The sequence below is a fragment of the Mycobacterium gordonae genome, assembly GCF_017086405.1.
In the GTDB taxonomy this organism is placed as follows: Bacteria; Actinomycetota; Actinomycetes; order Mycobacteriales; family Mycobacteriaceae; genus Mycobacterium; species Mycobacterium gordonae_D.
Genome location: NZ_CP070973.1, coordinates 1,884,049 through 1,905,545, shown reverse-complemented (window position 1 = coordinate 1,905,545; position 21,497 = coordinate 1,884,049). Strand labels below are relative to the sequence as shown.

General features: G+C 67.0%; 20 protein-coding genes and 1 pseudogene. 10 read left to right on the top strand and 11 right to left on the bottom strand.

Going from position 1 to position 21,497, the window contains the following annotated elements:
• Positions 1 to 11: 11 nt before the first annotated feature.
• Positions 12 to 826: pseudogene (locus JX552_RS34030) on the bottom strand (hypothetical protein).
• A 142-nt stretch (positions 827 to 968) separates the two neighbouring features.
• Between JX552_RS34030 and JX552_RS08110 the strand changes: the two are divergent.
• Positions 969 to 2,249, top strand: coding sequence for an HNH endonuclease (locus JX552_RS08110; protein ID WP_205876865.1), 1,281 nt, complete (start codon positions 969 to 971; stop codon positions 2,247 to 2,249).
• Between the two features lie 4 nt (positions 2,250 to 2,253).
• Here JX552_RS08110 and JX552_RS08105 read toward each other — a convergent pair whose 3' ends face one another.
• Together JX552_RS08105 and JX552_RS08100 are read right to left on the bottom strand one after the other, a co-directional pair.
• Positions 2,254 to 3,051: an SDR family NAD(P)-dependent oxidoreductase gene (locus JX552_RS08105; RefSeq protein ID WP_205876864.1), complete on the bottom strand. Its 798-nt coding sequence runs from the start codon at positions 3,049 to 3,051 to the stop codon at positions 2,254 to 2,256.
• Positions 3,048 to 3,650 carry a TetR/AcrR family transcriptional regulator gene (locus JX552_RS08100; protein WP_205876863.1) on the bottom strand — a complete coding sequence of 201 codons (603 nt, stop codon included), beginning with the start codon at positions 3,648 to 3,650 and terminating at the stop codon, positions 3,048 to 3,050. The genes JX552_RS08105 and JX552_RS08100 overlap by 4 nt, the downstream gene beginning before the upstream one ends.
• 43 nt (positions 3,651 to 3,693) lie before the next feature.
• Between JX552_RS08100 and JX552_RS08095 the strand changes: the two genes are divergently transcribed.
• Together JX552_RS08095 and JX552_RS08090 are read left to right on the top strand one after the other, a co-directional pair.
• Positions 3,694 to 4,812 (top strand): phosphotransferase family protein, encoded by a 1,119-nt coding sequence (locus JX552_RS08095; RefSeq protein ID WP_205876862.1) that lies wholly within the window; start codon positions 3,694 to 3,696, stop codon positions 4,810 to 4,812.
• Positions 4,812 to 5,927, top strand: a complete 1,116-nt coding sequence (locus JX552_RS08090) for an Rv3169 family protein (RefSeq protein ID WP_205876861.1) — start codon at positions 4,812 to 4,814, stop codon at positions 5,925 to 5,927. The genes JX552_RS08095 and JX552_RS08090 overlap by 1 nt, the downstream gene beginning before the upstream one ends.
• Here the strand turns inward: JX552_RS08090 and JX552_RS08085 are convergent.
• Complete coding sequence (locus tag JX552_RS08085; RefSeq protein ID WP_205876860.1) at positions 5,924 to 6,898, bottom strand: TIGR03617 family F420-dependent LLM class oxidoreductase; 975 nt, start codon at positions 6,896 to 6,898, stop codon at positions 5,924 to 5,926. The two genes, JX552_RS08090 and JX552_RS08085, sit on opposite strands and share 4 nt — an antisense overlap.
• A gap of 73 nt (positions 6,899 to 6,971) precedes the next feature.
• Here JX552_RS08085 and JX552_RS08080 point away from each other — a divergent pair, with 73 nt between their 5' ends.
• Positions 6,972 to 8,318 carry a flavin monoamine oxidase family protein gene (locus JX552_RS08080; RefSeq protein WP_205876859.1) on the top strand — a complete coding sequence of 449 codons (1,347 nt, stop codon included), beginning with the start codon at positions 6,972 to 6,974 and terminating at the stop codon, positions 8,316 to 8,318.
• Here JX552_RS08080 and JX552_RS08075 read toward each other — a convergent pair.
• Complete coding sequence (locus tag JX552_RS08075; protein WP_431195933.1) at positions 8,313 to 9,299, bottom strand: alpha/beta fold hydrolase; 987 nt, start codon at positions 9,297 to 9,299, stop codon at positions 8,313 to 8,315. The genes JX552_RS08080 and JX552_RS08075 overlap by 6 nt on opposite strands.
• Before the next feature lie 114 nt (positions 9,300 to 9,413).
• On the opposite strand from JX552_RS08075, the gene JX552_RS08070 reads away from it, so the two are divergent.
• Positions 9,414 to 10,787 (top strand): flavin monoamine oxidase family protein, encoded by a 1,374-nt coding sequence (locus tag JX552_RS08070; RefSeq protein WP_241010961.1) that lies wholly within the window; start codon positions 9,414 to 9,416, stop codon positions 10,785 to 10,787.
• Positions 10,788 to 10,800: 13 nt separating this feature from the next.
• Here the strand turns inward: JX552_RS08070 and JX552_RS08065 are convergent, their stop codons facing one another.
• Positions 10,801 to 11,178 (bottom strand): nuclear transport factor 2 family protein, encoded by a 378-nt coding sequence (locus tag JX552_RS08065; RefSeq protein WP_205878785.1) that lies wholly within the window; start codon positions 11,176 to 11,178, stop codon positions 10,801 to 10,803.
• Between the two features lie 133 nt (positions 11,179 to 11,311).
• Here JX552_RS08065 and JX552_RS08060 point away from each other — a divergent pair, with 133 nt between their 5' ends.
• Positions 11,312 to 12,397 (top strand): serine hydrolase domain-containing protein, encoded by a 1,086-nt coding sequence (locus JX552_RS08060; RefSeq protein WP_205876856.1) that lies wholly within the window; start codon positions 11,312 to 11,314, stop codon positions 12,395 to 12,397.
• A gap of 2 nt (positions 12,398 to 12,399) precedes the next feature.
• On the opposite strand, the gene JX552_RS08055 is transcribed toward JX552_RS08060, so the two are convergent.
• Positions 12,400 to 13,092, bottom strand: coding sequence for a potassium channel family protein (locus JX552_RS08055; protein ID WP_205878312.1), 693 nt, complete (start codon positions 13,090 to 13,092; stop codon positions 12,400 to 12,402).
• A gap of 105 nt (positions 13,093 to 13,197) precedes the next feature.
• On the opposite strand from JX552_RS08055, the gene JX552_RS08050 reads away from it, so the two are divergent.
• Positions 13,198 to 14,694: a potassium/proton antiporter gene (locus JX552_RS08050; RefSeq protein WP_205876855.1), complete on the top strand. Its 1,497-nt coding sequence runs from the start codon at positions 13,198 to 13,200 to the stop codon at positions 14,692 to 14,694.
• A gap of 29 nt (positions 14,695 to 14,723) precedes the next feature.
• Here JX552_RS08050 and JX552_RS08045 read toward each other — a convergent pair whose 3' ends face one another.
• From JX552_RS08045 to JX552_RS08035, 3 genes are read right to left on the bottom strand one after another with little or no spacing between them, the layout of a single operon-like run.
• Positions 14,724 to 15,449, bottom strand: a complete 726-nt coding sequence (locus JX552_RS08045; RefSeq protein ID WP_205876854.1) for a hypothetical protein — start codon at positions 15,447 to 15,449, stop codon at positions 14,724 to 14,726.
• An 8-nt stretch (positions 15,450 to 15,457) separates the two neighbouring features.
• Entirely contained in the window at positions 15,458 to 16,168 is a 711-nt protein-coding gene (locus JX552_RS08040) for an acetoacetate decarboxylase family protein (RefSeq protein WP_205876853.1), read from the bottom strand.
• Positions 16,169 to 16,170: 2 nt separating this feature from the next.
• Positions 16,171 to 17,004 (bottom strand): SDR family oxidoreductase, encoded by an 834-nt coding sequence (locus JX552_RS08035; protein WP_205876852.1) that lies wholly within the window; start codon positions 17,002 to 17,004, stop codon positions 16,171 to 16,173.
• Positions 17,005 to 17,306: 302 nt separating this feature from the next.
• Between JX552_RS08035 and galT the strand changes: the two genes are divergently transcribed.
• From galT to JX552_RS08020, 3 genes are all read left to right on the top strand, one after another.
• Positions 17,307 to 18,398: a galactose-1-phosphate uridylyltransferase gene (galT, locus tag JX552_RS08030; protein ID WP_431195932.1), complete on the top strand. Its 1,092-nt coding sequence runs from the start codon at positions 17,307 to 17,309 to the stop codon at positions 18,396 to 18,398.
• Positions 18,395 to 19,498: a galactokinase gene (locus tag JX552_RS08025; protein ID WP_205876850.1), complete on the top strand. Its 1,104-nt coding sequence runs from the start codon at positions 18,395 to 18,397 to the stop codon at positions 19,496 to 19,498. The genes galT and JX552_RS08025 overlap by 4 nt, the downstream gene beginning before the upstream one ends.
• A 109-nt stretch (positions 19,499 to 19,607) precedes the next feature.
• The gene (locus JX552_RS08020) at positions 19,608 to 20,759 is read left to right on the top strand and encodes a glycoside hydrolase 5 family protein (protein WP_205876849.1); all 1,152 of its coding nucleotides are present in this window, start codon (positions 19,608 to 19,610) and stop codon (positions 20,757 to 20,759) included.
• A gap of 61 nt (positions 20,760 to 20,820) precedes the next feature.
• Here JX552_RS08020 and JX552_RS08015 read toward each other — a convergent pair whose 3' ends face one another.
• Entirely contained in the window at positions 20,821 to 21,495 is a 675-nt protein-coding gene (locus JX552_RS08015) for a GntR family transcriptional regulator (RefSeq protein ID WP_205876848.1), read from the bottom strand.
• Between the last annotated feature and the right edge of the window lie 2 nt (positions 21,496 to 21,497).

The window sequence follows — 21,497 nt, the reverse complement described above, 5'->3', positions numbered from 1 at the left end:
GTTGCCTCATGTCAAGATGCGCGCGACGGACGGTTGGTTGCCGCACGTGAGCGTGCGCGCTTGGTGACTGGGGCGGGGATGCTCACTGGTGCTTTGCTGGTGGTCAGGGTGAAGAGACGGTTGGTCAACGCCTGAATCTGGCGTTGGGTGGCGGCTGGATTGATCAGCGAGTAGGTCCGCGTGAGCCCCACGATACGGTCCACGGTCATGCTCGGGTGGTCGGTCGCCGGGTGAAACGGGGTGGTGGCCTTGTCGTGTTTCCTGGATACCTTGGCGCCTGTGCGGATTTTGGATACCAGTTTCTGCTGGGATCGGGAACGGCATCGAGGCGGCGATGTGATTGAGGGCGGCCAGTACGTGTTTGGCCGTCCTATCCGGTAGCGGGCGGCTTCCGGTCCAACCGGTGGCGATGTCGGTGACCGTCAACGTGAACGCATGGCCTCCATCCCGGTTGCCGCCGTCGTGGAAGACCGTGTCGATCTCGACGAAGCCGGGCACAGCGTCATCCCATCGGGCCCAGGTACGTGTCGGGATCTGACTTCGGATCAGCGAACTCGGCTTGTGCCCACGCGCACACAGCCACCAGCTCGGTAAGCATCGACGCGAGCCGTTTGCCCAGCACCGTCCAGCAGATCGTCAGCGCCGCGATGACCTCGGGTCCGTACTTCACCGGCCGAGCACTGCGCATGGTGACGACCGTGGGCGCCAGCGCGGCTTTGAGCGCCTTACGGGCATGACTGCGATGCCAGCCGGTATTGGCACACAACTCATCCGGGATCACTCCCTTACCGCGCTTACTCGCCGCCTGGTAACGGGTCGCGGTCATCTCGGTGATTGCTGTGCGCTGTGCCAACGTCTACCCCCATTCATCGGAGGTACGCGCACATCTCCGATGAGGCAACGACCCACCCTTTCGCGCGCATTTCTGACGAGTCGACGCGCCCGGCGAGTGTGATAATATCGAACATGTGTTCGAACTCGATTGGTTCTCGCGGGTCGACCCTGCCGCCACCGAGGCGGAACTGGTCGCGCGCCTCGGACAGTTGGAGCTAGTCAAGTCCGCTGCGGCCGCAGGGCAGGCCCGCGCGGCGGCCGCGCTGGATGCGGCCCGGCGCGCGGCGGAGTCGGCGGCGGGGGTACCCGCTGCCAAACGGGGCCGGGGGGTGGCCAGCGAAGTCGCGTTGGCCCGCCACGATTCCCCCGCACGCGGAGGCCGGCACCTGGGATTGGCCAAAGCCCTGGTGCACGAGATGCCCTGCACCCTGGCCGCCCTGGAACAAGGCGCGCTCACCGAATGGCGAGCCACCCTGATCGTGCGCGAATCGGCCTGCCTGGACCTCGAGGACCGCCGCGAGCTGGACCGCGAACTATGCGCCGCGGCAGACCAGCTCGCGGGGTGGGGCGACAAACGCATCACCGCCGCGGCCCAGAAAATCGCCTACCGCCTTGACGCACAAGCCGTGGTCGATCGCGCCGCCCACGCCGTCGAAGACCGCACCGTCACCATCCGCCCGGCTCCGGACAACATGACCCGGGTCAACGCCCTGCTACCCCTGGCCCAGGGCGTCGGGGTCTATGCCGCGCTGCGCCGCGCCGCCGACACCACCTCAGATGGCCGCACCCGCGGCCAGGTCATGGCCGACACCCTGGTCGAGCGCATCACCGCCACCCCGGCCACCACTGCGGCCTCGATCGCCCTGAACGTCGTCATCTCCGACCGCGCCCTGCTCGGCAACGACAACGACCCCGCCACCGTCGAGGGCTACGGCCCCATCCCCGCCGAGGTAGCCCGCCGCTGGCTGACCGCCGCGCACGCCGATGCCACCGCGCTGACCAGCCTGCGCCGCCTCTACGCCAACCCCACCACCGGCGCACTGGTGGCCATGGAATCACGCGCCCGACCCTTCCCCCGCGCGCTGGCCGAGTTCATCAACCTGCGCGACCAAACCTGCCGCACCCCCTACTGCGACGCCCCCATCCGCCACCGCGACCACATCACCCCCGTCGCACACGGCGGCACCACCACCGCCACCAACGGCCAAGGCCTCTGCGAACGCTGCAACTACGCCAAAGAATCACCCGGCTGGCGCGTCACCACCCACGACGCCAACGGCGTACACACCACCGAATTCATCACCCCCACCGACGCCCGCTACCGATCCGCCGCACCACCGATCTACCAACGCATCGACATCAGTGAGGTCGAAGACGCGCTCGGCATCCGACTCATTTACCACCATGCCGCCTGACGGTCTACACCATGAACGGCGCGAAGCTGCCATCGAGCACCTGCAGGTGTCCGATCGTGCGGCCGGTCACCACGCTCGGGCTCACGCGTGCGAGTTGCAGTGCCGCCTGCGCGAATTCCTCGGCGGTGCTCTCGTCGTCGAAGCCGTCCGCATAGTAGGACAGGCCTGGCGTCATGATCGGCTTGGACGGCGCGAGTGCGTTGACCGCGATGTCGTAGTCGGCGAGGTCGAGCGCCGCGCAGCCGGTGAGGTGTTCCAGCGCCGCCTTGGAGCCCCCGTACCCGGGCAATCCCCCACCCAGCCGGGAGGCGACGGAGGTGATGTTGACGATCGAACCGCCGCCGGCGGTGATCATGTCGGGGCTGACCAGTTGCATCAGTTCGTACGCGGCGAAGACGGCGATCTCGAAGTGCCGCCGGTACGCGGCCAACGGGACGCTGATGAAACCGGGGTACCGGGCCTTGTCCGTCGTGGCTTTCTTGGTACGTGGCGTGCCACCGGGGCGCCCTGGCGCGGTGAACGCGGCATTGTTGATCAGAATCGTGATGGGGCCCAACGCATCTCGGGCTTCGTCGACCAACCGTACGATGTCGTCGTGCGCGGTCAGGTCGGCCCGGACCGCCACAGCCCGTCCGCCGGCAGCCTCGATGTCGGACACCGTTTCGCCGATGGTGCCGGGCAGCCGTTGGTCCCAGACGGCCTCGGTGCGGCCGACGACGGCCACCGCCTCGCCGTCGGCAGCCAGCGCCAGCGCGATCGCCCGTCCGAGACCGCGGCTGGCGCCGGTGACGATGGCGGTCAACGGGTCACTCCGTGCACCACGATGGCCGCGGTCTGCTCCACCCAGGCGTCGTCCAGCTTCTGGTCCGGGTACAGCATCATCCGCAGCATCGTGGCGCCTCCGATCAATTCGATGAGGCGACCTGGGTCGACGTCGGGATGCGCCTGCCCGCGGTCGATCGCCTCACGCAGCCGTGTCCGCACCTCGGCGAACAAACCGGCAAAACGAGACATCACCCGCGCATTCAGTTCGGGGTCGGCGGTCATGTCGGCCACCAGTCCGGGCAACGCCGCGCGCACCACCGGGGTGGTGAACACGTCGCGGGTGGCCTCGATCATCATCCGGATGTCGGCGGCGAAATCACCAGCTGGGGCCACCAAAGCCGTCGGGGCCACCGGGAAGGCCGCCTCATGCACCAACTCGGCCTTGCTGGACCACCTTCGATACAGCGCCGACTTGGTCGTTCCGGCCCGCTCGGCGACCGCGGCCAGACTGAGATTCGAATATCCGATGCTGACGAGCAGTTCCGCGGTCGCCGCCAGGATGGCAGAGTCGATGCGTGGATCTCGCGGCCGCCCGGCGCCGGGGATCTTGTCAAGGGTGGACTGGTCTGCTTTCATAACGCTACCTACCGTATCGTAATTACTCCGCAAAGGAAGCACCGTGGCCAATGAACCGGCTCTCGAAGATGTGGGCCGCATGCAACGCTCGAGCCGCGATACCGCCACCGTCCCGGCCCTGATATCGGGGTGGTTGTCGACCAAATTGTCGGCAACACCCGAGGTCACCGTGGAAAGCGGGGTGGACTCGACGGGCATGTCGTCGGAAACCATCATCCTGACCGCGCGGTGGGACGGACACGAGCAGAAGCTCGTCGCCCGGGTCGCACCCACCGCCCAGGACGTTCCGGTCTTCCCGACCTATCGCCTGGACCATCAGTTCGAAGTGATCCGACAGGTCGGTGAGCTGACCGACGTGCAGGTGCCCCGGGTGCGCTGGATCGAGAACACCGGGGAAGTCCTCGGGGCGCCGTTCTTCCTGATGGACTACGTCGACGGCGTGGTACCGCCTGACGTCATGCCGTACACCTTCGGCGGCAACTGGTTTGCCGACGCACCGGCCGAGCAACAACGCAAGCTGCAGGACGCCTCGGTCAAGGTGCTGGCCACCCTGCATTCGATCCCGGACGCGCAGAACACATTCGGCTTCCTCACCGCGGACTTGGCCGGCGGTACCGCGTTGCGCAAGCACTTCGGCTGGGTGAGGTCGTGGTACGACTTCGCGGTCCCCGACATCGGCCGATCTCCGTTGGTGGAGCGCACCTTCGGCTGGCTGCAGGACAATTGGCCAACCGAGGCCGATGCGCGCGAGCCGGTTCTGAACTGGGGCGACGCCCGGGTGGGCAACGTACTTTATCGAGACTTCGAACCAGTGGCGGTGCTGGACTGGGAGATGGTGACCCTGGGCCCGCGGGAACTCGACGTCGCTTGGATGATATTCGCGCACAAGGTCTTTCAAGAGCTAGCGGGGCTGGCGACGTTGCCGGGCCTGCCCGGGGTGATGCGCGAAGACGACGTGCGCGCCACGTATCAACGGCTCACCGGGGTGGAACTCAGCGACCTGAACTGGTTCTACGTGTACTCCGGGGTCATGTGGGCGTGCGTGTTCATGCGCACCGGTGCGCGGCGAGTGCATTTCGGCGAGGTGGACAAACCCGAGGACGTGGAGACGTTGTTCTACCACGCCGGGTTGATGAAACGTCTTATTGGAGAGGAAAGCTAATGCTTGGGCCGCTCGATGAGTACCCGGTTCACCAGATCCCGCAGCCGATCGCCTGGCCCGGGTCGTCCGACCGCAACTTCTACGACCGCTCCTACTTCAACGCCCACGACCGCAGCGGAGACATCTTCGTCATCACCGGCCTCGGCTATTATCCCAACCTCGGAGTCAAGGACGCCTTCCTACTCGTCCGGCGCGGGCAGACTCAGACGGCAGTGCACCTTTCGGACGCCATCGACGGGGACCGGCTGAACCAGCATGTCAACGGCTACCGAGTCGAGGTCATCGAACCGCTGCGCAAACTGCGCATCGTGCTCGACGAAACCGAAGGTATGGCAGCCGATCTCACCTGGGAGGGCCTGTTCGATGTGGTCCAGGAGCAGCCACACATACTCCGGTCGGGCAACCGCGTCACGCTGAACGCCCAGCGGTTCGCCCAACTCGGCAGCTGGAGCGGGCAGCTGTCCGTCGACGGCGAGGACATCACCGTCGACCCGTCCGTGTGGCTCGGCAGCCGCGACCGGTCCTGGGGCATCCGTCCGATCGGCGAGCCGGAACCGGCCGGCCGGCCCGCGGATCCGCCGTTCGAAGGCATGTGGTGGCTGTACGTGCCGATGGCTTTCGACCACTTCGCGATCGTGCTGATTATCCAGGAGGAGCCCGACGGGTTCCGCTCGCTCAACGACTGCACCCGGGTGTGGCGCGACGGCCGGGTCGAGCAACTCGGCTGGCCGCGGGTCAAGATCCACTACCGCTCGGGCACCCGGATCCCGACCGGCGCCACCATCGACGCGACGGCGCCCGACGGCACCCTGGTCCACTTCGACGTGGAATCCAAGTTGCCGGTGCCGATCCACGTCGGCGGCGGCTACGGCGGCGACTCGGACTGGACGCACGGGGTGTGGAAGGGCGAGAAGTTCACCGAGCGGCTGACCTACGACATGACCGACCCCGGGATCATCGCCCGCTCTGGCTTCGGCGTCATCGACCACGTCGGGCGCGCGGTATGCCGCGACGGCGACGGCGATCCGGTCGAGGGCTGGGGCCTGTACGAGCACGGCGCGCTGGGCCGGCACGACCCGTCCGGCTTCGCCGACTGGTTGACCGTGGCGCCCTAACGCAACTCGTCGATGATCTCGGCCAGCGTGGACACCCCGATCGGCGCGGCCTGATACAGGAACACCGTGTCCGAGACGCCGTCGACACGATCGCGGATATGCGCGGCGATCTCCGCCGGCGTGCCGCACGCCGCGATGGTGTGCATGATCTCGTCGGTGATCAGCGAGCCCATCTCCTGCCACCGGCCCTGTTTGGACATCGCGTTGAGCTCGGGCTGCAGGTCCTCCCAGCCGTGCGCGGCCAGCACCGGCCGGTAGGCCGGAGTGGACCCGTAGAACGACAGCAGCCGCCGCGTTGCCTCGTGATCGCCGGCCGAGACGATGACTTCCGGAATGATCCGGAAATCCTCGGGCCGACGCCCACTGGCCTGTAGGCCTTCCCGCACCGCGGGCATGGTGCTGTCATGCAGGAAACGCCTCGACCCGAACGGCATGACGAGCAAACCGTCGGCGTGTTCGGCGGTGGCCCGGGTCAGCCGCGGTCCCAGCGCTCCCACGTAGATCGGCGGCGGACCATACGGGTTCGGGCCGGGATTGAAGGTCGGGGTCATCAGCGTGTGCCGGTAAAAATCGCCGCGAAAGTCCAGGCGCCCGCCGCTATTCCAGGCTTCGAAGATCGCGCGCAGCGCCGCGATCAGCTCCGTCATCCGCTGCACCGGGCGGTCGAACTGGGCGCCGAACCGCTTCTCGATCTGCGGACGAATCTGGGTGCCCAGGCCCAGGTGGAAGCGTCCACCGCTGAGCAGCTGGTGGTCGTTGGCCTGGTGCGCCAGATGAATCGGATTGCGCGGGAACGCGATCGCGACATTTGTCAGCAGGTCTAGGCCACCCACCGTGGCCGCCAGGGTCAACGGCGCGAACACGTCGTGCGGGCCTTCGAAGGTGGCCACGCCGCTGGCGCCGGCGTCGCGCAGCTCGCGCGCCCGCGCGCCCGCGTCAGCCAGTCCGTATAAAGCGGTGAAGACCTTCATCGCACGCCTACCATGAGAGCCGGCACGGAAGTCACCCTACGGAACCGGCGGCCGATGCTGTTCACTGGAGCACGTGCCGAACCCACAGTGGAATGTCGACGTTGTTGTCGTGGGGGCCGGCCTCGCCGGACTCGCCGCAGCTCGGGACCTGACGCAACAGGGCCACGAGGTGCTGGTACTAGAAGGCCGAGACCGGGTCGGCGGCCGCACCTTCAGCGGCAGCGTCGCCGGCCTGCCGATCGACCGGGGAGGCTCCTTCGTGGGGCCAACCCAGGACGCCGTGCTCACGCTGATCAGCGAGCTCGGGCTGCCCACCGTCCCGACCTACCACGACGGCAAGAACGTGATCCACTGGCGCGGCGCGGCGCGTGCCTACAGCGGCACGATCCCCCGGCTGTCGCTGGTCGGACTACTCGACATCGGACGGCTGCAGTGGCAGTTCGAGCGGATCTCGCGCACCGTTCCGATAGCGGCGCCATGGCATGCCAAGCGCGCGCGCCAGCTCGACGGCGTCTCGCTCGGCCAGTGGCTGGGGATGGTGCGCGCCACCGCGTCGTCCCGGGATCTGATGGCGATCATGACCCGGGTGACGTGGGGTTGTGAACCCGAGGACGTCTCGATGCTGCACGCCGCCCGCTATGTGCGCGCGGCCGGTGGCCTCGACCGGCTGCTGGACACCGAGAACGGCGCGCAGCAGGACCTGATCCCAGGCGGCACGCAGCAGATCGCCGATCGGGCGGCGGCCGAACTCGGCGACCGCGTCGTGCTGGACGCGTGCGTGCGTCGCATCGACCGGCACGGGTCCGGGGTGACGGTCACCTCCGATCAGGGTCAGGCCGAGGCCGGGTTCGTCATCGTCGCGATTCCGCCGGCCCACCGCGCCGGCATCGAGTTCGATCCCCCGCTGCCGCCCGAGTACACCGAACTCACCCGGCATTGGCCGCAAGGCCGGCTGACCAAGGCCTACGCCGCCTACGAGACGCCGTTCTGGCGGGCCAAGGGATTCTCCGGGCAGGCACTGCTGGACAACGGCCCGGTGTTCATCACGTTCGATGTCAGCCCGAACGCGGACGGCCCGGGTGTGCTGCTGGGCTTCGTCGACCCCCGCGCCTTCGACTCGCTGCCCGCTGAGCAGCGTCGCCGCGACGCACTGCGCTGCTTCGCCTCGCTGTACGGCGAGGAAGCTCTCAATCCACTTGACTACACGGATTTTCGTTGGGGCACAGAGGAGTTCGCGCCAGGAGGCCCCACGGCAGCGGTGCCGCCGGGATCATGGACCAAGTACGGCAAGGTGCTGCGCAGGCCGGTCGGCCCGATTCACTGGGCAGGCACCGAGACCGCAGACGAATGGACCGGATATTTCGACGGCGCGGTCAGGTCCGGCCAGCGGGCCGCCGCCGAGGTCGCCGCGCTGCTATGAGCTGATCAGCGTGACGCGGGCCTGACGGCCGATCGCCGCTTCGGCCAGTCCGCGCAACTGCCGGTTCACCGCGTCGGGCTGTTCCAGCATTGAGCAGTGCCCGCCGGGCAGTTCGACCAGGTCGACGACGTTGGGTACGGTGCGCGCCAGCTTGCGGGCCTGGCTGATCGGCGTCAACCGGTCCTGCTCGCTGCCGATGACCAGCGTCGGCACTGTCAGGCCCTCCAGGTTGAGGTGCCGCGAGCCGATCTCCTCGATGAGCATCCGCGCGCAGCCGCCGCGGCCCATCGGCGAGGTCTGCGCGAACAGTTCGTAGACCAACTCGACGACCGCCGGGTCGGCGCCGACGCCGACCGCCATCATCGACACGAGATACCGGCTCGGAATCCGGACGGCTCCCGGTAAGGGCAGTCCGCCGACCGCGCTGATCAGGGTTCGCCCGGCCACCACCCGGGCCGGCGACAAGCCACGCGGCACCGACAACAACTTGATCTTGCTCAGCAGGTCGCCACTGGCCGTGTTGATCAGCGCGACCGCGTCAGCGCGGCGACGGACCTTGTGACGGTAGCGCTCCGACCATGCCTGGATGGTCATGCCGCCCATCGAATGCCCGGCGATCAGCGCGCGTTCGTGCGGGGCCAGCGTCGCGTCCAGCACGCAATCCAGGTCGGAAGCGAGGTGTTTGAGGCTGTAGCCACCGCGGCGGGGGACAGCGCTGCGGCCGTGGCCGCGGTGGTCGAAGGCGATCACGCGATAATCGGTGGCCAGGTCGGCGATCTGATGCGACCACGCCCGGATCGCGCAGACGAAGCCGTGGGTCAGGACGATCGGGTAACCGTCGGCCGGGCCGAACACCTCCGCATGCAGTGCGGTGCCGTCGGCCGCGCGGACCTTGACGGTGCGACTTGGCGGCAAGTCGGCAGGCAACTGCCGAACCGGTTTTTCACGGGTAGTCATCCGAGGACTCTTGTCAGCATTCATGCCGCTCCCACCTTGGTCGCGGCTCCGTTGCCGCCATCCGGTTGCCGGCGACTTTACCTGACCGTAATGTGCGGTCCGTCACAAACCAGAACACGATCAGATAACGGCGAAACCGTGCCACAGTTATCCCGCCGTGGATTTTTGGCGACCACCGCCCTGCTGGCTGGTGCCTGCGCGGGGCCTACCCGGCCGGCCCAGGCGCCCAGCACACCCACCACTTCGACCGTGCCGCCGGACACGAAATCGGTGCTGGTGATCGGCGCGGGCATGGCCGGTTTGGCCGCCGCGCGCAGCCTCGCAGACGCGGGCTGGCCGGTGCGGGTGATCGAGGCCCGCAACCGGATCGGCGGGCGGGTGCACACCACCCGCGATTGGGGCGCGCCGCTGGAGATGGGCGCGTCCTGGATCCACGGGACCACCAACAACCCGTTGGTGGAGTTGGCGCAGCAGGTCCACGCCGATGTCGCGACCACCGACTACGACGACTCGACGAAGCTGGTGATCGACCCCCGGCTGCGGCCCCTGACGTTCGAGCCCAAGACCTGGCGCCGGCTGGTGTCCGACGCCCGCGACGAGGTGACCAGCGGAACGCTGGGCGCTGCCATCACCGCCCAGGCCGACCGCGAGGAGCTCACCGCCCGGGAGCGCGCGGAGCTGGACTTCTACGTCACCACCGAAATCGAGGACGAGTACGCCGCCGACGCCGGCCAGCTATCGGCCACGACGTTCGATCTGGGCACGTTCACCTCCGGGCCGCAGTCGGTGATCACCAGCGGGTACGACGCGATTCCGCGGCTGCTGTCCGACGGACTCCAGATCGTACTGAATGCAGCCGTCAATTCCATTGTCCGGAAACCGAATTCGATAACAGTCCGAGCCGGTGATCGAACCTTCGAAGGGCCCGCGGCGATCGTCACGGTGCCGCTCGGCGTGCTGAAGGCGGCAAGCATCACCTTCGATCCACCACTGCCCGAAGGACATACGCACGCGGTCAATGCGCTCGGGTTCGGCGTGCTGGCCAAGAGCTACTTCCGCTTTCAGCAGCGGACCTGGGACTCTGAGAACGCTTTCTATGAGTATCTGGGCGCCGAGAAAGGTCTGTGGGCCCAATGGTTCACCCTGCCGGCCGTCGCCGGCCCGATTGTGCTGGCCTTCAACCCCGGGTCGCGAGGCCGCGGCGTGGAGTCCACGTCCCCCGCCGAGTTGGTGGCCGGCGCATCGCCCATCGCCCGGCAACTGTTCGGCGGCGACGTCGTCGAGGTGTGCTCGTCGGGTTGGACCACCGACCCCTACGCGCTGGGTTCCTATTCTTTCCACGCACCGGGTTCCGGTCCCGACGACCGCCGCCGACTCCAGGAACCGATCGGCGACCGGCTGTACCTGGCCGGTGAGGCCGTGGGAGCCGACAACCCCGCCACCGTCCACGGCGCCCTGCTCAGCGGGCGACACGCGGCCGCCGAACTGATGCGGCGCCTGCCGAAACCCTGAAGGCGGTTGCTGCTCAATAGCTTTCCAGCGCATCGACCTTGCGCCAACTGGGCCAGGTGGTCTCCCAGATCCGGTGAATCCGCCCGTCGCGGTAGGTGGCGATCAGCACCACCTCGATTCGGGTCGGAGCCTCGCCGGGCCGTGACGTGGTGATCCACACCCGGCCGGCGATCCGGTCCGCAGCTTCGACCCAGGCCTGCTCGTCGTACTCGACCGAGTATGCGATGGACGTGGCATACAGCTTGCGGTGACTGTCGCGGAATTCGGCGAAACCCTGCGTCAACCCATCAGAGGACATCACGAATTGCGGATGATAGTAGTGCTCGATCAGGTCGCCGTTCTTGGCGACCACCATCCGCTCGAACATTTCACGAAGCAGCGCAACCGACATGTGCGGCAACGTATGACCGATTGCCGGGGTAGTCAAGACCGCCCCGCACTTTGGCGCCCGTTCTGCCACGAAACCGAGCCGGAAGTGTTAATCTCCGCCGGTGAAGCACGAAATTCGTTGTGCTACAGAATATATGAGTCGAATCGTCGTCGTGCTTGCGCTGTTGCTCAGCGCCTGCGACGACGCGGACGACAGTCGGGGCGCCGCAGGACCCGCGACGGGTCCGGAGTCCACGACGCCCCGATCGGCTGTCGACGCGCGCAGTCAGGAGGTGCTCGACAGCCGCATCAAGGCCGACCAGCCGGGCTGCTCGGCAGCGGTGGGTATCGACGGCAACGTGGTGTGGACCGGCGTTCGGGGCATGGCCAATTTGACCAACGGCAGCAAGATCACTCCGGACACCAGGTTCGACATCGCCTCAGTTTCTAAGCAATTCACCGCCACTGCGACCCTGCTGCTGGCCGACGCGGGCAAGCTGTCGCTCGACGACCCGCTGTCTGCTCACGTGCACGAGTTGCCGCCGTGGGCTTCAACCGTCAGCATCGCGCAACTGATGCACCAGGCCAGCGGGATACCCGACTACGTCGATTTGCTCCACGCGCAGGGCTACGGGCTGAGCGACCGCACCACCCAAGCGCAGGCCGTGCAGGTGCTGACGACCGTGCCGGCATTGGAGTTCGAGCCCGGCTCCCGCTTCGATTACTCCAACTCCAATTACATGCTGCTCGGCGAGGTCGTCCAGCGAGTATCCGGACAGCCGCTGCCACAGTTCCTCAGTGCGAACATCTTCCAACCGCTGGATCTGGCCATGTCATTGGATCTGGCCGGCAACGCCCGCGATCGGGCGACGCCCTACGAACACGGCGAAGCGGTGCCCGACTCACCCTGGGAACAGATCGGCGACGGCGGCGTCATGACCAGTCCATCCCAGCTGGTGCGGTGGGCGGACAACTACCGAACCGGCAAGGTGGGCGGCTCGAAACTGCTCGAGGAGCAGTTGGCCGGGGCGATGCCGATCGAGTCCGGCAGTGGCGACCGCTACGGGGCCGGGATTTACCTGCGCGCCAACGGCATGCTCGATCACGATGGTCGCTGGGCTGGATTCGTCACCGCGTTTCACATCAGCAAGGACCGCCACAAGTCCCTGGCCGTCAGCTGCAACACCGACGATCAGGACCCTGCTGCCATCGCCGACGCGCTGGCGCCGCTCTGGTCCTGACTTCACGCCCGCGAGCGCGGCACCGTCCCCGATATCCGGAGCCTGTTGATGGCTGCTCTGAGAGCACCCTCCCGGGCATTGTCGGCGACGAAGAGCACTTCGTCGCGCGCTTCCAGCACATCGTCGGCTTGCGGGACCAAGACGGTGTCGCCGCGGACCACGCTGACCAGCGCGGTGTTCGCCGGCAATCCGAGCGCACCGACAGACTGTCCGACCAACGGATTGTCTTCAGGCAGAGTGAGTTTCGTCAATGCCATGCGACCTTCGCGAAGTCCCATCAGCCGTACCAGGTGACCTACGTCGATGGCGCCCTCGATGCCGGCTACCATCGCACCCGGCGTCGAGACCGACACGTCGATCCCCCACGCCTGGCCGAACAGCCACTCGTTGCGGACGTCGTTGATCCGGGCCACCACCCTGGGCACGCCGAACTCGGACTTGGCCAGCAGCCCCACCACCAGATTGGCCTTGTCGTCTCCGGTCGCGGCGATCACGACGTCGCACGTCTGGGCCCCGGCTTCCTGCAACGCCGACATCTCGCAGGCGTCGGCGTTCAACCAATCCGCGTCCGGCACCTTGTGCGGCTCGAAGTTGCGTCGTTGCCGTTCGATCAGCAGGACCTTGTGTCCGGCGTCGAGCAATTCCTGCGCGACCGAGCGGCCGACATTGCCGGCGCCGGCAATCCCGATCCTCAATTTCCGCTTGGCCACCTGACCATCTTTGCGTATGCCATGACACCCGGCACTTCCCGCTGTGCAACGCGCGGCCGTCGGGTGCGGACTGATTTACTGACAAACCAAATGACCCTGGAACAGCTGTACCTGACCGTGTCGATCGGCGGCCTCGTGCTGCTGGCGAGCATCGTGGGCACCCGCGTGGCCACGGTCGTCGGTTTCCCCAGTCTGCTGTTGTTTTTGCTGGTCGGTGTCGCGATCGGCGAGGACGGGTTGGGTCTGCAGTTCGATGACGTGATCCTGGCCCGCAATGTCGGCACCGCGGCACTGGCTGTCATCCTCGTCGAAGGCGGCCTGACCACGCGGTTCAGCGACATTCGCAAGGTACTGGCGCCCGCGGTCACGCTGGGGACCGTCGGCGTGGTCATCAGCACGGTGATCACCGCGGTGGGAGCACATCTGTTGCTGGGCTCGGACTGGCAACTGGCCCTACTGCTCGGGGCCATCATCGCCTCCACCGACGCCGCGGCGGTGTTCTCGGTGTTGCGAGTCCTGCCGCTGCCGCGCCGACTTGCGGGATTACTGGAGGCCGAATCCGGCTTCAACGACGCGCCCGGCGTGATCCTGGTGCTGATGTTCAGCGTGGTGCCGTTCGTGTTCAAACCGCAGGGCGCCATCACCGACCTGGTCTATGAACTGGTCGGCGGTTCCGCGATCGGACTGGTGATCGGTTATCTCGGGGCGTTCGGGCTGCGGCGCATCGCGCTGCCGGCGTCCGGGCTGTATCCGATTGCGACGTTCGGGCTCGGCCTGGTCGCGTTCGCCGCCGCCGGGGACGCCCACACCAGCGGATTCATTGCCGCGTACCTGGCCGCGGTGGTGCTGGCGAACTCGGGGCTGCCGCACCGTTCGGCGACCCGCTCCTTCGCCGAAGGGGTGGGCTGGTTGGCACAGATCGGCCTGTTCGTGTTGCTGGGGCTGCTGGTCGACCCGAGCGAGCTGGCGGTCGACGTGATCCCGGCAATCATCATCGGGCTGGTCCTGCTGTTGGTCGCGCGGCCGCTGTCGGTGGTGGGAACGCTGATCTGGTTTCGGGTGCCCTGGCGCGACCAGGCGTTCCTGTCGTGGGCGGGCCTGCGCGGCGCGGTTCCCATCGTGCTGGCGACCTTCCCGATCGTCGCAGGCGTCCCGGACAGTTCTCGGCTGCTCAACATCGTGTTCGTGCTGGTCGTGGTTTTCACCTTGATCCAGGGCCCCAGTCTGCGGCCGATCGCCCGGATGCTGGGGCTGATCTCCCGCGAGGCGACGCGCGAGATTCAGGTGGAGGCCGCTCCGCTGGACATGCTCGACGCCGAGTTGCTGACCATGACGGTGCAGCGGCCGTCGCGGCTGCACAACGTCACGATCTTGGAACTGCGCCTGCCCGACCCGGCCGTCATCACGCTGATCATCCGGGACGGCCACACCTTCGTCCCCGAGCCCGACACCCGCATCGAGAGCGGCGACGAGCTACTGATCATCACCACCAGCAAGACCCGCGCCGCGGCGGAGGCCAGACTCCGGGCCGTCAGCCGGCGCGGCAAGCTCGCGCACTGGTTCGACGAATACGGCGAGCTGGAATAGCACCCACCCCACTCGGCAGCCGACTCGACTCAGGTGCCCCCGTGCAGCTGCGGCCGGGCATCGTGGATGTCGATCGCGACCAACGTGGGTGCCGGCAGCGGGCGGTTGAGCGGGCCCTTCGGATATACCCGTCGGCGAGTAGGCAGCCACAACCGGCCGAACTGCTGATAGTTCGCGCAGAGGTGGACCGCGCTGGCCCAGGAGCCGACGACCTGCGCGGTGTAGTCATGCCGGTTCAGCCTCCCCGCGGCGTCGAAGTACAACACCTGGGTCGGGCAGTGAGTGGGCAATCCGGGCGGGAAGCCAACCGTCAGCCGGGTCGTGCCGTCCGCGGCCGGTGACTCCTCCACGATAAAACCCGGTTCGGTGATCAGGAACGGCAGATTGATGTAATTCCACATGGCGTATCCCGAGAAGTACGCGAAATCCATTGCGTCCCAATAAATTGTGCGCCGGCCAAGTCCGAATGAGTCTCGTGGGCGCGAACGGGACTCGATGATGGCGCCGCCCGGATCGCAGATCTCGATGCGGTCCGAGCCGTGCAGAACCGCCCGCTTGCCTGTCTCGGGGTAGTCGTGCAGCACGACCTCCGGCCTGCGGGTGCTGATGGTCAGTTGGACGTGGCGTTGGCGGGGAACATGTTTAGCCTTGAAGAGGAAGCCGGACGCCGAAATCTTGAGTTCGACAGCCGCCAGGGAGCGCCAGTAGTCCAGCCCACCGTGGGCATCGAGGATGCGGGTCAAGCTGTCGGCCATGGATCCACCTAGCGCCGGAACGTCGGTTCGCCCAGGGTGAAAGTCGCCTCTTCGACGAACGCACCCAGATGCAGTCCGGGCCGCAGCCACGTCGGCAGCGAACCCGATGACGACACTCCGACCGTTACCAGGGCCGGCCGGATCCGGCCGGCGAACGTCAGCAGCGAATCACCCACCCCACCGTCGGGGAACTGCTGGCGCGCACTGCCCTTGACCTTCAACGGCAGGGCAGGTCCTTTGATCCGGGGCTTCGCGCTGACCGTCCAGGACGGCTCGGCGGTGCTGCTGCCGGTGATGAGGTTGCCGTCGGCCAATTCCCCGTCGAAACGGGCCAGCGTCTTGGGCATCGCCCAGTTGGTGCGGCCGCCGACCAGACTGGTCTGCGAATCCACCGACATGAAGGCCACGTTGCCCCACGGCCGCAGACCGGTCCGCGAACCGACGATGCCGAGCACCTCGTCGTAGGCGCCGACCGGGGTGTCGGAGTAGCGGACGAACGCGCCAAGGGTGACCAGCGCCGGGCTGCCCGCCAGCGCCGGAGGCAGCACCGAGGCGGCGGCGCGACCGCCGCGACCCAACCACAGCAACGCCGAGCAGCGGCACTCCCACGGCGCGGGTGCTTGGTTGCTCGGCAGCGCCGCGACCAGCGCCTGGCTCAGCGCGCTTTCCGGCACACCGCGCAGTCCGGTCAACTCGATGCGAGTGTCGTTGTCCCCCATGATTACTCCTGATTCTCGAGGCGCGCCTGATAGGCGGCCCGCTGCTCGCGGTCCAGTTCCGCGGTGACCTTGTTACCCCCCGACAACCGGAACGCCGCGTCGACGATGCTTGCCGGCAGGGTGACGGTGCCGCGCGAAACCAGCCCCACCAACTTGGGGACGAAGACCGTGCGCGAGGCACCCTTGGCCAGTTCGGCGGCCACGGCGCCGGCGACGTCCTCGGGGTTGACCACCAGGAACCGCTCCAGCGGCCCCGGCGCCGACATTCCGGCGATCAACTCGGTGCGAACGAAGCCAGGGCAGATCGCCGAGATCTTGACGCCGCTACCCCGCCACTCCTGACGCAGCGCCTCACTGAAGCCGACGACGGCGTATTTGGATGCGCAGTAGGTGGCCGCGTTCGGCGAGGCCAGGGTGCCCATCACCGAGGCGATGTTGACGATGTGGCCCGATCCGCGCTCGGCGAAACGGGAGCCGGCCAACCGGGTGCCGGTGAGCACCCCCAGCACGTCGATCTCGATCGTGCGCCGGGTGACGCCGGGGCTCTCCTGCAGGAATGGCCCGATCGGCATGATGCCCGCGTTGTTGACCAGGACGTCGAGCCCGCCCAGATCGGCGGTGGCCCGGTCCAGGAAGGCCTCGAAGCTCGTTGGGTCGGTCACGTCGAGGGGATAACCCGTTGCCCCGATGTCGATGGCGGTCTGCCTGACGGCGGCTTCCTGGATGTCGCCGAGGGCCACGGTGGCGCCGCCGGCGATCAGCGCCGCACCGATCGCCCGGCCGATGCCCTGCGCCCCGCCGGTGATGGCCACCCGTCGCCCCCGCAGCTTCGCCATGCGGCCCAGAATCTCATACGGCGGGCGCCCGGATGCGTTCAGCCGCCCGAGGTCGGCTCGGCTTAGATGAAATCTGCTGTGTGCGAATATCTTTGGTTCTTGCCCGCCATCACACAACCTTCGTCGCAGGGCGAGCGGCCTTCGTCTGCCCTCCCCCAGTACCGCCGGGAAGCACCGGGTGCGCGTGGAGTTCGCTTACGACGGGGACCGACTCGCCAAGGTCGGGGAGGTCGCGCTGTACTGCGCGCGTCCGGCTGGCTACCCGAACTGCGTTTGCAGCAGCCGAGCTAGTGTTCAATGTCGTGGAATCGCCAACGCGGGCAAAGCTGGCCGATGGCCGCGACCTGCTGTTCTTCGCGTTGCCCGGGCACCGTCCAGCGCCGGTTCCGGATCGCCGGCCGCTGCCCGAGCAAGACCCGGACCAGTCGGAGTTGCGGTTCGACCGGTCAACCGGTCAGTGGGTTATCGTCGCCGCGCGGCGTCAAGACCGCACGTACAAGCCGCCTGCCGACCAGTGCCCGCTGTGTCCAGGTCCGACTGGACTGACCAGCGAGGTGCCCGCCCCCGACTACGACGTGGTCGTTTTTGAGAACCGCTTCCCGAGCCTGTCCGGCACTTGCACGTCGATCCCGGTGCCTGCCGGTGGCGGCTTTGTGTCCGCGCCGGGCCACGGCCGATGCGAGGTGGTCTGCTTTTCCAGCGAACACTCCGGGTCGTTCGCGAATTTGGAGCCGGCCCATGCCCGGTTGGTCGTCGACGCGTGGCGGCACCGCACTGCTGACCTGATGGCCGAACCGGGCATCGAGCAGGTGTTCTGTTTCGAAAACCGCGGCGAGGAAATTGGGGTGACGCTGACCCATCCGCATGGTCAGATCTACGGCTACCCCTTTTTGACGCCGCGGTTCACCACGATGCTGGGGCAGGCGCGCGAACATCGGATGCGCTACGGCGGCAACCTCTTTGCCGACCTATTGGCGCGCGAGGTCGCCGACGGCAGTCGCGTGGTGGCGCGCAACGAACACTTCACCGCCTTTGTGCCGTTCGCGGCGCGCTGGCCGGTCGAGGTGCACATCTATCCGAACAGGTTCGTGCGCAATCTGGTCGATCTCGAAGACCAGGAACTGGACGGGTTTGCGCAGCTCTACCTCGATGTACTGGGGCGATTCGACCGCATGTACGCCCCTAATTGCGTTACGCTGCCCTATATTTCGGCGCTACATCAGTTCGCGGTGACCGAGGCCCAGGCCGACGGCTACTTCCACGTCGAGTTGATGTCAATCCGGCGTACCGCCACCAAGCTCAAGTACCTGGCGGCCTCCGAATCTGCGATGGGGACGTTCATCAGCGACGTCACGCCGGAAAGCGTGGCCCGGCGGCTACGGGAACTCGGATGACGGTCCGGTTCGCCGCACCCGGGCGGATCAACCTGATCGGTGAGCACACCGATTACAACCTCGGCTTTGCACTGCCGATCGCGCTACCGCAGCGCACCACGGTCTCTTTCACCCCCGCCCACACCGATGCGATTACCGTCCGCAGCGATCACGCGAACGGCTCCGTGCGCATTCCGCTGGGCACCGCACCCGGCGACCCCGACAGCTACATAGCGGGCTGGGCCGGCTACGTAGCCGGGGTGATGTGGGCGCTGCGTGAGGCCGGCCACCCGGTGCCCGGCGGCGCGATGTCGATCACCAGCCAAGTGCCGATCGGATCGGGTCTGTCCTCGTCGGCGGCGTTGGAGTGTGCGGTCCTGGGCGCGATCGCGTCGGCCGCCGATGAACGTATCGACCGCATCGAACAGGCGCGGCTTGCGCAGCGCGCGGAAAACGATTACGTCGGCGCGCCAACGGGTTTACTTGACCAGCTGGCATCGCTGTTCGGCGAACCGGCCACGGCGCTGCTGATCGACTTTCGCACCGTCATCGTCACGCCTGTGCCCTTCGACCCGGGCGCTGCCGGCGTTGCGCTGCTGCTGATCGACTCCCGAGCACGCCACCGTCATGCCGGCGGAGAGTACGCCGCCCGGCGCGCATCGTGCGAGAGAGCGGCGGCCGATCTCCGGGTGTCGTCGCTGCGCGAGGTTCAGGATCGCCTGCCTTCGGTCTTGGCTGCGGTGACCGAACCGGTCGCTGCCCGTCGTGCCCGTCATGTGTTGACCGAAAACCGCCGGGTGCTTGACTTTGTTGCTGCGCTGGGTGATTCGGACTTCTCCCGAGCCGGCCGGATCATGGTCGCCTCGCACGCGTCGATGCGCGACGATTTCGACATCACCACCGCGCACATCGACCTGATCGTCGATGCCGCCGTCGATGCGGGCGCTTTGGGCGCCCGGATGACCGGCGGCGGATTCGGGGGCTGCGTCATCGCCTTGGTGCCGATCGGCCGGGCGGAAATGGTCGGCGAAGCGGTGCGCCGAGCGGCGTGTGACGCCGGGTTCGCGCGGCCTGCGATCACCCAAACCTGGGCCGCCGGGGGCGCCCGGGCGCTGCAGTGAAGGATCCGGAAGCATTGTCGCCGTAACGCCGTCGCCGCCAGCGCAACTCAAACGGTTGCAAATCGATCAAAGATGCGCAATCTCCATATTCGGGGAATATCGTCAAATCGTGCGGCGTCGAACGGTGCTGAAGCTACCGGTGCTGCTGGCGGCAGGGCCTACACTGACGCGTGTGCCCCGCGCCGCGGCACAGCAAAGCCGTTGGTCGCCCGACCGAGCCAACCGTTGGTACCAAGCGCAAGCCTGGCCCGTCGGCGCCAACTACATCACCTCGAACGCCATCAACCAGCTCGAGATGTTTCAAGCCGACACCTTCGACCCACACCGCATCGATGTCGAGCTCGGCTGGGCCCAGCTGCACAAGCTCAACACGGTGCGGGTATTCCTGCACGACCAGCTCTGGGCCCAGAATCCCTGGGGCTTTCGACTGCGTCTCGCGGAATTTGTCGCCATCGCGGCGAAACATCGCATCAAGCCGATCTTTGTCTTCTTCGACTCATGTTGGGATCCGTTCCCCAAACCCGGTCCGCAGCGCGCGCCGACGCCCGGCGTCCACAACTCCGGTTGGGTGCAGAGTCCGGGGGCGCAACACCTCGACAACCTGGACTACCGCCGCACGCTGCATGACTACGTGACGGGAATTTTGAAGCAGTTCCGCACCGACGATCGCATTCTGGGTTGGGACCTGTGGAACGAGCCCGACAATCCAGCGCGTGCATACAGCAAGGTCGAGCGGAAAGACAAGCAGGAGCGGGTTGCCGACCTGCTCTCATTGGCATTCGATTGGGCACGTTCGGTGGATCCGATTCAGCCATTGACGAGTGCCGTGTGGCAAGGCGAGTGGGGAAATCCTCAGCGCCGCAGCACAATCGCCAACATACAGCTCGACAATTCCGATGTGATCACATTTCACTCCTATGACCGACCAGCGGTATTCGAGGCTCGGATCGCCGAACTCGCCCCGCTGGGGCGGCCGATAATCTGCACCGAGTACCTGGCCCGGACGCTCGGCAACACTGTCGAGGCAATATTGCCAATTGCCAAGCGCTACAACGTAGGTGCAATCAATTGGGGTCTCGTCGCCGGGAAGACCCAGACCTACCTGCCCTGGGACTCATGGGATCATCCGTACCCGACGGATCCCAAGATTTGGTTTCACGACCTAATCCATCCCGACGGAACGCCTTACCAAGCCAGCGAGATTCAAACCATCAGCAACCTGAGCAGGCAAGACGACATCGGCCCCCGCCAACCGGGATGACCGTCGATGCGAATTTTCGAGGTCACGCCGCTCGCGCCTGACCGCGGCAGCCACTGATCTGTCACAGTCCCCCCTCAATGGCCAGACCCAGCGCCCGCATGGTGCCCGCCAGATGCGTGCGCACCGCAGCTCGCGCCGCATCGCCGTCTCCATCACGAAGCGCCCGGGCGATGCGTTCATGCTCCTCGATGATGGTGGCCAGGCGTTGGGGCTGACGTGCCGATTCACCGATCATCCGCATCTGCCGGTCGCGCAGGGTGGAGTAGAAGCCGGCCAGAATGGCGTTGCCCGCCGCTTCCAGCGTGACGTTATGAAAGGCACGGTCGGAGTCCAGGAACTCATGCAACCGGCCGACGGCGGCGGCCTCGCGCTGACGCTGCACCTGCGCCGAAAGTCGCTCGTAGACAACGGCACAAGCATCAGGACCGCGCTGGATGAGCGCCCGCACCGCGAACTCTTCCAGCACCAGTCTGGCCTCCAGCACGGCCCGCACCTCGTCGGGCGACACCGGCACCACAAGCGCCCCGCGCTTGGGGTACAGCCGCAGCAGGCCCGCGGCTTCCAGTTGCAGGAACGCCTCGCGGACCGGGGTGCGCGACATTCCCAGTGCGGTCGCGACCTCCCCCTCGCTGATCAGCTGCCCGCCGGGGAACTCCCCGGTCAGCACCTTGGCTTTGACGTAGTCGAGCGCGCGGTCCTTGGCCGCGCCCGGGCCACTGGTCACCTCCGACGTCATGG